The 11,913-nt window shown below is 38.1% G+C and carries 17 protein-coding genes; 13 read left to right on the top strand and 4 right to left on the bottom strand.

All coding sequences use genetic code 11. From position 1 onward, the window contains the following. Positions 1-37 precede the first annotated feature (37 nt). Both DXB63_RS16245 and DXB63_RS16250 read right to left on the bottom strand, forming a co-directional pair. Positions 38-2,842 carry a TonB-dependent receptor gene (locus DXB63_RS16245; RefSeq protein ID WP_122127437.1) on the bottom strand — a complete coding sequence of 935 codons (2,805 nt, stop codon included), beginning with the start codon at positions 2,840-2,842 and terminating at the stop codon, positions 38-40. A 68-nt stretch (positions 2,843-2,910) separates the two neighbouring features. Further along, on the bottom strand, positions 2,911-3,315 hold the full coding sequence (locus DXB63_RS16250) for a hypothetical protein (RefSeq protein WP_122127438.1): 405 nt from the start codon (positions 3,313-3,315) through the stop codon (positions 2,911-2,913). Positions 3,316-3,432: 117 nt separating this feature from the next. Between DXB63_RS16250 and aroB the strand changes: the two genes are divergently transcribed. Together aroB and DXB63_RS16260 are read left to right on the top strand one after the other, a co-directional pair. After that, on the top strand, positions 3,433-4,491 hold the full coding sequence (aroB, locus tag DXB63_RS16255; protein WP_122127439.1) for a 3-dehydroquinate synthase: 1,059 nt from the start codon (positions 3,433-3,435) through the stop codon (positions 4,489-4,491). Between the two features lie 26 nt (positions 4,492-4,517). Beyond that, entirely contained in the window at positions 4,518-5,084 is a 567-nt protein-coding gene (locus DXB63_RS16260; protein WP_122127440.1) for a GNAT family N-acetyltransferase, read from the top strand. A 15-nt stretch (positions 5,085-5,099) separates the two neighbouring features. Here the strand turns inward: DXB63_RS16260 and DXB63_RS16265 are convergent, their stop codons facing one another. Further along, positions 5,100-5,750, bottom strand: a complete 651-nt coding sequence (locus DXB63_RS16265; RefSeq protein ID WP_233522883.1) for an HU family DNA-binding protein — start codon at positions 5,748-5,750, stop codon at positions 5,100-5,102. Positions 5,751-5,975: 225 nt separating this feature from the next. On the opposite strand from DXB63_RS16265, the gene DXB63_RS16270 reads away from it, so the two are divergent. From DXB63_RS16270 to DXB63_RS16280, 3 genes are all read left to right on the top strand, one after another. Then, positions 5,976-6,365, top strand: a complete 390-nt coding sequence (locus DXB63_RS16270; RefSeq protein ID WP_199604228.1) for a hypothetical protein — start codon at positions 5,976-5,978, stop codon at positions 6,363-6,365. Positions 6,366-6,565: 200 nt separating this feature from the next. After that, the gene (locus tag DXB63_RS16275) at positions 6,566-6,886 is read left to right on the top strand and encodes a type II toxin-antitoxin system RelE/ParE family toxin (protein ID WP_122127442.1); all 321 of its coding nucleotides are present in this window, start codon (positions 6,566-6,568) and stop codon (positions 6,884-6,886) included. A gap of 5 nt (positions 6,887-6,891) precedes the next feature. Next, positions 6,892-7,212 carry a HigA family addiction module antitoxin gene (locus DXB63_RS16280; protein WP_024986867.1) on the top strand — a complete coding sequence of 107 codons (321 nt, stop codon included), beginning with the start codon at positions 6,892-6,894 and terminating at the stop codon, positions 7,210-7,212. Between the two features lie 431 nt (positions 7,213-7,643). Here the strand turns inward: DXB63_RS16280 and DXB63_RS16285 are convergent, their stop codons facing one another. Then, complete coding sequence (locus DXB63_RS16285; protein WP_122127443.1) at positions 7,644-8,036, bottom strand: helix-turn-helix domain-containing protein; 393 nt, start codon at positions 8,034-8,036, stop codon at positions 7,644-7,646. 387 nt (positions 8,037-8,423) lie between these two features. Between DXB63_RS16285 and DXB63_RS16295 the strand changes: the two genes are divergently transcribed. The 8 genes from DXB63_RS16295 (at position 8,424) to DXB63_RS16330 (ending at position 11,849) form a co-directional block, all read left to right on the top strand. Continuing rightward, a complete protein-coding gene (locus tag DXB63_RS16295) occupies positions 8,424-8,786 on the top strand; it encodes a hypothetical protein (RefSeq protein ID WP_122127445.1) in 363 nt (120 codons plus the stop codon). Between the two features lie 7 nt (positions 8,787-8,793). Continuing rightward, positions 8,794-9,492 (top strand): HNH endonuclease signature motif containing protein, encoded by a 699-nt coding sequence (locus DXB63_RS16300; protein ID WP_122127446.1) that lies wholly within the window; start codon positions 8,794-8,796, stop codon positions 9,490-9,492. Beyond that, a complete protein-coding gene (locus tag DXB63_RS16305; protein ID WP_122127447.1) occupies positions 9,479-9,910 on the top strand; it encodes a hypothetical protein in 432 nt (143 codons plus the stop codon). The genes DXB63_RS16300 and DXB63_RS16305 overlap by 14 nt, the downstream gene beginning before the upstream one ends. 2 nt (positions 9,911-9,912) lie before the next feature. Next, on the top strand, positions 9,913-10,206 hold the full coding sequence (locus DXB63_RS16310) for a hypothetical protein (RefSeq protein ID WP_122127448.1): 294 nt from the start codon (positions 9,913-9,915) through the stop codon (positions 10,204-10,206). A gap of 18 nt (positions 10,207-10,224) precedes the next feature. Next, a complete protein-coding gene (locus DXB63_RS16315; protein ID WP_122127449.1) occupies positions 10,225-10,629 on the top strand; it encodes a hypothetical protein in 405 nt (134 codons plus the stop codon). A 53-nt stretch (positions 10,630-10,682) separates the two neighbouring features. Next, positions 10,683-10,913 (top strand): hypothetical protein, encoded by a 231-nt coding sequence (locus DXB63_RS16320; protein ID WP_122127450.1) that lies wholly within the window; start codon positions 10,683-10,685, stop codon positions 10,911-10,913. Positions 10,914-11,130: 217 nt separating this feature from the next. After that, positions 11,131-11,448, top strand: a complete 318-nt coding sequence (locus DXB63_RS16325; protein WP_233522884.1) for a hypothetical protein — start codon at positions 11,131-11,133, stop codon at positions 11,446-11,448. 14 nt (positions 11,449-11,462) lie between these two features. Then, positions 11,463-11,849 (top strand): DUF551 domain-containing protein, encoded by a 387-nt coding sequence (locus tag DXB63_RS16330; RefSeq protein WP_122127451.1) that lies wholly within the window; start codon positions 11,463-11,465, stop codon positions 11,847-11,849. The last annotated feature ends 64 nt before the right edge of the window (positions 11,850-11,913 follow it).

The following is an 11,913-nucleotide window of genomic DNA, read 5'->3' on the forward strand; positions in this document are numbered from 1 at the left end:
CCTGACTTTAATCACATCTGAATGAAAAGATTACGGTTTACATCATCATCGGACGTGAAGATGGTCTGCCTCCTCCGTAAGGACGTGAACCGCCATGATTGCCTCCGGGAGCTCGTTTACCTTTCATTTGCTTGCCGCCCAATGTATTCAGACGATAAACAAAATGAAACATGAAGTAGCTGTTCAGCGTATTGTACTCCGAATCTTGCGTATAATTGGCTGTGACGGTTCTTGTCAGGTTATTCTGCTGCTTCAGTATATCGTATATCTTGAAACGGAGAGTGGCTTGTTTGTTTTTCAGGAAATTCTTGGATATTTGCGCGTTCCATAGCACTACATTCTTATCAAATCCTTCTCCGTAGCCGGATTTAATGCTGTAGTTGATATCGGATGACAGGTATATATCCCACGGAAGATTAACGTTGGTGTTAGCAGAAATCTCGTAGTCAAACGTTTCCTGATTCCTGTCCTTTTGAATTGTATTGTGGGAGAAACCGTACTTTACGGAACCGGACAATCCGCATTCGAAAACGTCACTGCGGAAGTTTCCGGTCAGTCTTTCCAGTAAATTCAGGTTGCGCGTGGTACTTTTCTCCGCATTCTCTTTATTGATACTGCTGAATCCTACCAGATTCTGGTAGAAGGCATTGGTATATGTGTTTATTGTGAATTTGCGATTCTTAAAAGGGGTGTTAAAAGAGAAAAAGGCCTGCGTATTCCAGTTTCCATTGACATTGACAAGGTTGGTAATCTTTCCACCGGTTTCTTCATCGTAAGTCACTTTGTTTGCCGTGCTGTTCAGCGTATTGTTGAAGGAGAGGTTTGCCATCATCCCCCGTTGCGTCTTTGGTGAATATTTATTATAGAACATCATGAAACGGTTACTGTAAGACGGTTTTAGAGACGGATTACCATAAATCAGGTTCATTGGGTCGGTAACGTCTTTTACTGCTTGCAAGTCCTCGATATTTGGGGCAGAGCTTCGTCCACGATACATCAGTCGAAGTTGTTCCTGCTTGGAGAAACGATAGCGGAAGTCGATGGTAGGAGAGTAGTTCCACACATGTTGTGATAGCGGTTGCTTTGCATTCGGACCTACAATAGTAGTCGTGGTAGACTTTTGCGGTTCTACGCTCACACCTATATTATACATGTATTTCTCGCGTATGGTACGGAGAGAAACTTGCAGTTGTTGTGTCATATATTTGTTCTCGGATTCATTGCTCAGTGAATCCAAACGGTCTTTTATAGGATAATAGTTCTCATCATTGGCATTATAGACGTATTTCTGCGAATGCGACTTCTTGTATTGGTAGCTGTAACTGAATTGTAGGAAGCGGTTGGTGAAGACCGGTTCCGTATAGGTCATTTGTATTTTGTAGCTATTGCCGTAGTTGTTTCCGTCATTGAAACGGTCAAGAATAGAAAGACTGTCGTTCTTGTAGAAATCCGTTTCGGAATAAGACCAGCGGTCGGAGTTTGAATTGTTATAGTTATAGTTTAACCGGAGAGTCAGGTTTCTGCCCGGTTTATTCCCCAGTTTACGGTTGATTTGCAGATCACCTTTTGCACTTACATTATTGTTTCTTCCTTGTGTGTCGGATACTTTGTGGTTGACGGAATCCCGCTCGTTGTCCAACGTAGTGGAAACCCCGTTGCTGTAACTGTTTGTCTTGGAGTAAGAACCGGATGGACGGAAGATGATGTTTGTCATACTGTCCGGACGCCATTCCAAACGAAAGTTGGCGGAAACATCATGCCTGTTTCTATTGGAGGTGTTCATACTGTTTTTATAAGAAGAACCGTTCTGAAGAAAAGTTTCCGTAGCACTTTTAGTCCAGGCATCCCGATTGGAATGTCCGTATTGCACGTCGCCACCAATCTCCATCTTTTCACTGTCTTTGGCAAAGTTCACTCCTAAAGATTGGGATGTATTGATACCACTACCCGCATTGCCGCCCATGCCTTGTCCGGCATCACCAAACTCAGAGAATCCTTGATTGTTCGTATTGTTTGCAGAGCCGATTAAAGAGAATTGGGCTTTGTCGGTAAAGCGGTTTGCCATTGCTCCTGCTTCATATCGTTCTTTACTTCCGTATCCTCCGATGAAATTGCCGAACCATCCTTGCTTCATTCCTTTCTTGACGGTCAGGTCGAGCACTGCTTCTTCTTCTCCGTCGTCAATTCCCGTGACACGTGCCAAATCAGATTTCTTATCGTAAGCCTTTACCTTATCTATCATTTCTACGGGCAGGTTTTTCATGGCAAGTTTCGGGTCATCACTGAAAAACTCTTTTCCATCTACCATGATTTTCTTGATTTCCTTCCCGTTTACCGTTACCTTTCCTTCCGAGTCTACTTCGGCGCCGGGGAGTTTCTTAACCAAGTCTTCCAACATTGCTCCTTCGGGTACCCGGTAAGCGGAAGTATTGTAAACAGTAGTATCCTGCACTACTGTGACTTGCGGGGCTTCTGCCACGACTACCGCCTCTCCCAACATGATTGCGTCCGGTTGTAATGCCAGCTGCCCGAGATTAACGGATGGCTTTGCTGCAGAGAGTTCTATGGACTTTATTAAAGTCTGATAACCAACGAAGGAAACTTTCAGTGCATACTTTCCGGCTTTGAGGTTGGGGAATTTGAAATAGCCGTTGTTGGAACTTGCTTCTCCGGAAACGAAAGTGCTGTCCGGAAGCGATAACAGTTGTACGGTAGCCTGCGCAACAGGCGCCTTTTCATCTGCATCAATTATACTTCCGGACAAAGAAACATATTTATTTTGCGCCGTAGTTAAGGTTACGGTTGTAAAACAAAGGAGCAATAATGCCAATATCTTTTTCATGAAGTGGAATCCTAAGTAACAATTATGCTCTTTGGACACAGAATATGCGAAAAGGTTTAATAAACCGGTTATCTTTTAAATATTTTATCAACGACGGCTTTCTTAATGCCAAACTCCAGGCAAATGACATTCATTGCCATAAAGATAAGGAATGAGGAAGTATCCATCAGTTCGTTACTGCCTTTGTAAAGGCGGAAAAGCATACTTACAAAGATATATATGATGGTGATAAAGAAAGCATTACGCATCGCTTTAACCCGTATTACTTCTGTCTCCTCGTTTTCATTCTTGGTATAGGCAAGTAAAATCATCAGTAAGCCTACAATCATAAACAGTTTAATGATTTCTTTGCAAAGCAACAAGTTTTCATCTGTGATTATTCCATACATCATTAAAATAAAGGGAGAGAAAATAGACAACAGAAGGATGGCGTAACCGAGCAGACGGCAATATGCGGGTAATAATGCTTTCATAGCGTGTTCTTATTTGATTAATATGCGCAAAGGTAATTATTTGTAAGTAATTAAGTAGAATGATTTTGCTTTTTTATGTTTTTAGCGTAAGTTTGCAGCATTAATGTAGCTAAGAGCATGAATAGACAAGAAATAATCATCTGCGAGAATCTGGAAGAAAGTTTGGATAAGGCTATCGGGAAATGCCCGTTTGACAAATTGTTTGTCCTCACGGATGAGCATACCCGCGAACTTTGCCTGCCGCTTTTAAATAAAACAGCGTGTCTGCAAGATGCCATTCAGATAACTATCGGTGCGGGAGATGTGCATAAGGAACTGGATACACTAGCGCATGTGTGGATGGAATTAAGTAACCAGGGGGCGACACGGCATTCGCTGCTGATAAACCTTGGTGGGGGAATGATAACAGACTTAGGCGGATTTGCCGCATCTACTTTTAAACGGGGAATCAATTCCATCAATATTCCAACAACACTTCTAGCGATGGTGGATGCGTCGGTAGGCGGAAAAACGGGGATTAACTTCAATGGGTTGAAGAACGAAATCGGAGCGTTTGCTCCTGCGGACAGTGTGCTGATAGAAACCGAATTTCTGCGTACGCTTGATACGGAAAACTTCTTTTCCGGCTATGCGGAGATGTTGAAGCACGGCCTTATCAGTACGGTAGGGCATTGGGCGGAATTATTGAAGTTTGATACGGTGGATATTGATTATGCCGCATTGAGGGCGTTGGTAGGCAAGTCTGTTCAGATAAAAGAGGATATTGTTCAGAAAGATCCTTATGAACAAGGTATCCGTAAGGCATTAAACCTGGGACATACGGTGGGGCATGCCTTTGAAAGCCTTGCTTTGGAGCAACACCGCCCGGTATTGCATGGGTATGCCGTGGCATGGGGAATCGTTTGCGAACTCTATTTCTCTCATCTTAAAGTAGGTTTCCCGAAAGATAAACTGCGGCAGACTATTACTTTCATTAAAGAAAACTACGGAATGTTTGCTTTCGACTGCAATCAATATGAGAGACTCTATGAGCTGATGAAGCATGATAAGAAGAATAGTGCCGGTATCATTAACTTCACTTTATTAAAAGAAGTGGGCGAGGTGGAGATAAACCAAACAGCCGATAAAGAAGAGATATTCGATATGCTCGACTTTTACCGGGAATGCATGGGATAGTTAAAATAGCCGATAAATACAGATAAATGGAATATTGTATACCAGGACTGGAAACGGAGCGATTGCTGTTGCGTCCGTTTGAGAAGAGTGATTTGAATGATTTCTTTGATTGCTGCAAGAATCCGCATTTAGGTGATAATGCGGGATGGATGCCTCACCGCACGATTGAAGAGTCCGAGGCGATTTTAAATGAAGTCTTTATCGGACAGCCGGGAATGTGGGCTATCGTCTCATTGGAAGATAACCGCCTGATCGGTTCTATCGGTCTTATCAAAGATCCTTTGCGCAACTATCATTCGTCTAAGATGATGGGCTATTGGCTTCATGAGGACTATTGGGGACGGGGACTGATTTCGGAAGCGGTAGAGGCTGTCCTCTACTTCGGTTTTGAACAGTTGGAACTGAATCTTATTACGATAAATTGTTATCCGCATAATGCTCGTTCTCTACGTGTTATCGAACGTTTCGGTTTCACTTACGAAGGCACATTGCACCAAGCCGACGAGTTGTATGACGGCAGAGTGCTGGATCTTCAATGCTTCTTCCTCACCAGAAAAGAGTATTTTGAAAGACAGGGCTTGTGTGCCGATTGACCGAATCTGTCTCTTTTATTCTTTTCCAAAACATCCTGCCACGGGATAATAAAACGGAGCGCGGAGGTATCCCGGATGCCTCAGCTTGCCTTCGTCCACGCGTTCTTTCAGCCGACGCAAAGCAGTGGCTTTCCTTAAACCGCAGAGTGAGCACATTTCCCGGGTAGTGATGCTGTCGTGCTCTGCAAAGTGTTCCGTCAGTTTCCTGTCTATCTCGCCATCACTTAACTCCAGCGAACGGTGTATCTCTTTGGCTCGTTCAAAACGGGTCCCGCTTAAACTACGCAGTAATTTTGCTTCCGGTGTGTAGACCACTCCTCCGAAACTGATATTTTCGGCTCGTATCTCTTTAGGAGAACTTACAGCCGGAGATTTTGCCTTGATGCGGAAAGAACCTATTCCTTTGAGCTGCACGTTGCGTCCTTCTGCCATTTCGTCTTTGAGAACCTTGGCCAGCTCAATGAGCGCAGCCGTTACATCTCCTGGTTGCAGGCTGCATCGTGACGCTATCAATTCTACCACTTCTTCCGTAGTCATGGTATTCTTAACGACCAATCGGGCATGGTATTTTACTTTATCCTCATCTTTACGTTGTGGGGTACGGAAGAAATCATAAGGTGCACTCATTGACTTAATTGTTTGTTGCAGGGAAACTATATTCTCCATGCGGTTTTACTACTATTTTATTACTTACCAACTATCTGTCTCACAACATATACGATAGTTATCTCACATTAGGTGAAATAGCTATTGCATATATTGTGAGATAGCTATCGCGCCTATTGTGCAACAACTAGTTGATGCGAGCAAAGATACTAATTCTCCGAGACCCTTGCAATAAAGTGTGAAGGGGATTTGGTTAGTTTATTTCATTGGTGATTGAATGTTGAGTTGAAAAATGAGCAATTACATGGTAAAATAGAATATGAACCGTCAAGCACGAGTGGAAAGACTGCGAAAGTTGTTAATGGTAAAGTGTTTTTTAGTATGACATTTCACCCCAAGTTAAAAATAAAAGAGCATGAATGTTCTGTGCTTTATGATAAAAAAGAAAGTTCTTATTTGTATTTTAAGTATCCATATAGAAGTTCTTTGTGGAATGATTCCAATCAAATAGAAGCACCTAAAGAAATAAAAAAGATAGTTGAGGATAACATTGTGAAAAAAGGAAAGTACTCTTTGTATTGGAAAACTGTAGATGAAAAACTTGTTTCTTTAAGCTATGTAAAACATGGCTTAGTAGATACAGTCCCTATTGAGGTATATTCAATATATAAGTAGGTAGCAGCAATGAAACTTATAATGGAGCGTATAAGATAGGGGTAGTGTAATAGTTGTCTTACCCTGCTTGTTAGCATGGTGTGTGTTCCTAATAGAGGAGTAAAAGAACTAATATATATTGGGCTATTGACAAAAATAATTCGCTAATATTGCGAATCGTACAAATATGTGTTATCTTTGTGTCATCAAAGAACGGTTATATGAATGTAGAATTTGAAAAGGAATATTTGGCAGAACTTTATGAAAAAGGAAAGACCGATGATAAGAAGCATCGCTTCCAACCTCAAATAGTCAATGGTTATTTGAAGTGTGTCAAGGCTCTACTAAATGCCTCTCGAATGGAAGACCTATATCAGTATAGAGCTTTGAACTATGAAAAGTTGAAAGGTGATAAGAAAGGGTTTTCCTCTTTGCGTATCAATGACCAATATAGGTTGGAATTTCGGGAAATTACCAATGCAGGCAATCAAACAGTCGTAGAAATATGTTCTTTGGTAGATATTACGAATCATTATAAATAGGAACTATGAGTATAACAGCGAACAATTTACAATCATTCCGTCCCTACCATCCGGGAGAACTGGTTAAGGAAGAATTGGAATGCAGAGGCATAAAACAAAAGGACTTTGCAAAGAAGTTTGGTTTGTCTTATTCCGCCTTAAATGAGACGTTAAATGCAAAACGTCCGATAACTACCGAATTTGCCTTGTTCTTAGAGGCTGCTTTAGGTATCAATGCCGATTTGCTTGTAAGGATGCAAACAGACTATAATATACAGGTGGCACGAAAAAATAATTCTTTGCTTGAAAAGCTGAATAACATAAAGAAGATAGCTGCTGTGTTTTGAAAACAGTTCTTGGTATGATATTATAAAAATAAGGTTTCTAACGGAGCGTATAAGATAGGGGTAGGGCAATAACTGTCCTACCCTGTTTGTTATAACAGGTTTGCTTCTAATAGAAGAGCAAAAGAGCCTATGCACAAAAAGGGAGTGCGGTTACATATAAAAAAACTTTTGAGGGTTAGGAAACATTAACAGTCAAATAAATACCAATCTAATTAGTGGTATGATTTGTATTGGGTTGGATTAAGTTACGTGAAAAGTGTAATCAAACTGTAATCGCGATAAAGAAAAAGGAGCTAAGTCATTAACTTAACTCCTTGATGCTCAATAGTCGGGGTGACTGGAAACTTATTCCCGATATTATATTGCTGAGTATAAGCACTTTAATAATTGTATGCTTTGTATAAAACATACAGAATGTATGTTTCTGTATGTTATTCTTTTGATTGTTTCAATAAGATATTAATCATTCGTTCTTTTTCATCAATAACTCGTTGCTTCTCTTCGATAATTCGTTCTTTTTCCTGTAAAATCCGGTTCAATAAATCATTCTCTTTCTTAAATTCAGAAATAGAAATATCTCCAACATTATTACCATCACCATTAACATTATGACCTATTTGAACTTTTTGTTCTCTATCAAAAAAATAATCCAAAGGAACTCCAAAGTAGTCCGCTATAGTCTCTAATTTGTAAACTCCAGGTTCACTATTGCCATTAATGGATTTTTGGTACCATGATTTTTTTATACCTGATTCCTCAAAGAATCTCTCATTAGACATGCCAGATTCTTCTATTAACTTCCTGATTTTATCTCTGTTAAGCATATAATTATAAAATAGACATATTCTAAATAATATAAAATAGTAATCTTTATCGTGTAAAATAGCAATCTATTGATTACTATTTTATATATTTGCGTTATAAATATAAGACTAAAATTTATATTCCAAATGAAAGAAAGTGATAAATCTAACAGAATTACATTTATTGAGTATTATTTTACCCTTAGTCCAAAAGAAAAACAGAGAGTGAGAGATGAATTCTTGAAATCGTCCGGTATATCATATCCTACTTGGTATAGTAAATTGAATAGGAATAATTTTTCCATTCTAGAAATGAAAGAACTATCTCGTATCTGTAATTTGGAATTTATCGAATAATATTTTAGTTAAATCTCATGGCGATATTGAAAACCTAAATAATTAATCATTATGTCTAAAAGTAATGTAAATCAGCTTTTTACAACGATAAAAAGCAAAAATGAGAAGTTCGTAATAAAAGTAGGGAAACCAACAAACTTGAAGTTTAACATCTTCTTAAACTTCAATCCACATGCTTATCCTCATTTTATAGATGCAATTGAAAATCTATCCTATCTCATGCTAGAAAGAGTTAGCGATTATGATGGAGAATCAGGAGGATTAGCTATTAAATTAGAAAAAAAGGATGTTCTTTCTGAATTCATTGAAGAGATCACGGAGATATTATATCGAAATGTGGAGAATATAGAACCGATAAATACGACTCATAAAGGGACAAAAAATAATGAGAATAAAGAAAGCAATATAAACTGATATAATCATGAACAAGAATAGGCATCGGTTTACGATTGAAGAAATAAAAACAATAGAAAGGTTATATCCAAATCATACAAACCGGGAAATAGCTCAAATTATTGGTTGTACTGTATATGCTATTAATAACCGTGCACATATGATGGGATTGAAAAAACCTATTGAATTTGTGATGAAAACAAATAGAACTCTCGGAAAAAAGTTAGCGGACAAGAACCTTGGTGTTCGTTTTAGTAAAGGGCATATACCTAAAAATAAAGGGAAAAGGCTCTCTCCTGAGTTATATAAACGTTGCCAAAGCTCCATGTTCAAAAAGGGACATATTCCTACTAACACACTTTATGATGGCGCAGAACGAATTCGAATTGATAAGCGCGGTAAGCCTTTTATATTTATTCGAATATCTTTGGGTAAATGGGTACATAAACATATCATGTTATGGGAGCAAAAATATGGTAAAATCCCTGTCAATAAAATACTATATTGTAAAGATGGCAATACATTAAATTGTAATCCTGAAAATTGGGAACTGTTAACAAGGGCAGAAAGTATGGAACGATGTCGTCATAGCGATGAAACCATTGCTATGCAAATAGCTGGAAGAGATAAAAAGATGCAACGAATAATTTTAGAGGATAACCGGGATCTGATAGACTTAAAACGAATGACTAATTACCTTAAAAAAGAGATAAATGAATGCACTTGAAAAATTAAGAAGTATGGTTAACAAACCATTCCTCTACAATAATGAAGAGGTTGTTATATTAGGTTATTGTGATGGAACAGGGGATGACGGTGACGAAATCGAAATATATCTGAATAATGGAAAAACGTTGGTATATAATATAGGTGACTTAATTATTAAATTGGAGCGTTTCAAACCAGTAACCTCACAAGTCATCATTTTAACCAATAAAAGGTTAGATTCTGTATCTACTGTTAACCCAACTATAATCCAACAGATGAGAGATACTATACTTAAACAAATAGAAGCGGTAAAAGAAAGCCCGGCTGCTGTTAATCAAGCGAAACAAGTATTTCAAGGAGTAAATACTTTGATAAATTTGGCTAAGACCGAGCTTGAGTATCGAAAATATATAAATGAATTAGAGCAAAATAAATAGAAATGGGCGAAAATACTTTATTTAAAGCAGAAGAAATGCAGGATAGTACAGCTACTGCTATTCAAGAAAGTGATACACGCATTCAACGTATGAGTAAGATATTTGCTAAAAGAACAAATCTTTCAAGTGATACGTGCCATTTGATGATAGCTTATCAGCGAGGTGCAATAGATATGAAAAATATCGTTCTCGAAGCGCTATGTAGAGATTGTCCATGTCGGGGCGATTGCAAGGAAAATGAAGAATATGTTGATTGTGAATCATACAATAACATTAGTAGAATATTCGATAAATAACCCTCAAAACCAAACTATATGAAAATACACTATTTCTACAGAAGAGAGTATAATAAAGGTTTCTATAATCTTGAAATCGTAGCCTGGTTGGAAGAAAAGGAAACATCAAGGCTGGGTCATGAGAGGTTAGGCTTTACTCGATTGGAAAGGTTGAGAATATTTCTATCAAAGGATAATGAATTCTATCATAACCATCAAATTGAGCATGAATTTGCTGAAAATAGCTGTATGGGACATTATGCTCATACCCGTAAAGAGTTATTTGAGGCTATGAAAAAACATTCATTATTTCCTATAGATAGTCGTAATTACGAAAGATTTCGGAAAGTTGCTATTGCGCTTTATCACAGGCAACCATTAGTCGATTTTTCTAAATTCAAAGGTAAGCAAACATACTCAATACATCAAATCATAGGTGATTAACGTATAAAATTAAAAACTTGAACCTAATGCTGTATAGGCAAGCGTAGCGAAATATGTGTGATTGTTTTGATAAAGTAGAAGCGAATTTGAAAGAAAAGACTGGTGATCCGGAAGCATCTTTAAATTATATGTACGCCATGCCGTCTTTTGAAAAGAAACCAGTAATAGAAGCAACATACCGGAATAAGAAAAAAGATGGTACATTCAATAAAACAGAAAATACTATATCTATCGCTTATCCTTTCTGCCCATTTTGTGGGAAGAAGTTTTCAGAAGGTGAATAATTCAATACAAAAGAAGACATGAGTAAAACTAAGAATCGTAGGCTTGCGCTACGAGCCTATAAAATCAGAGTTAAACAATACCCTTACAATAAGCCATTGATTGATAGAAACAATCTCGCTTTTGTCCGTAAGGAAAATGATGGGAACCGATGTGATTGTTTTGGGCATTGGCTTAACTATTGGAATACCATGCCATTTTAATTAACTAATAACCAATATGAAAATGAAGAATATAAATGATTTAGTTTTTAATCCTCATCCAATAGCGAAAGAAGCCGAGAAACTTCCATCAGATATGAGGCAAATGTACGCTGAATCCAAACAGGCAAAAATGGATTTTGAAAATGGATATGGAATTAGTGTTCTGTTTGGTTCGATGTTTTATTCCAACGGCATAGATACTTATGAAGTTGGAATACTCAAAGATGGGGTATTGTGCTATAATACGCCAATAACAAACGATGTAATAGGTTATGTCACAGCAGACGAAGTAACTGACATTATGAGGAAAATTCAAGAATTACCAATTGACTAATAACAGATACAGAAATGAAACAAGATATAGAAGTAGCGTCAAGAATTGAACGTGAGAAGATTATACAAGAGCTTCATGTTGCCTATAAAATTCATAAAGACTCGAAACACTACATAATATCCAGTGCGGCAATTCAAAAATATGCTGTTCCTCTTTTTAAGGCTGGTGCAGAATGGCAGGCAAGGCAAATGGCATGGGTAAACGTGAACGATAAAATGCCGGAGGATGGAATTGATGTGGATGAGAGAACCATTTTTGCACATACCAAAAATGTAATTGTACTCTATAAAAATGGATGTGTAGGGAAAGGGAAACGCATTTATATAGATAATAAGAAAGGGTGGCAATGGTCTTGTCTCAAAGGCGAAGATATTACCCATTGGATGTATTATCCCAATTAACTAATAACGAAGTAGGAATGAATAAATCTATCGAGAAATATATAGGAGTTGGGAAACTTAGCTC

Origin of the sequence: Bacteroides sp. OM05-12 (genome assembly GCF_003438995.1) — a bacterium.
Classification (GTDB): Bacteria; Bacteroidota; Bacteroidia; order Bacteroidales; family Bacteroidaceae; genus Bacteroides.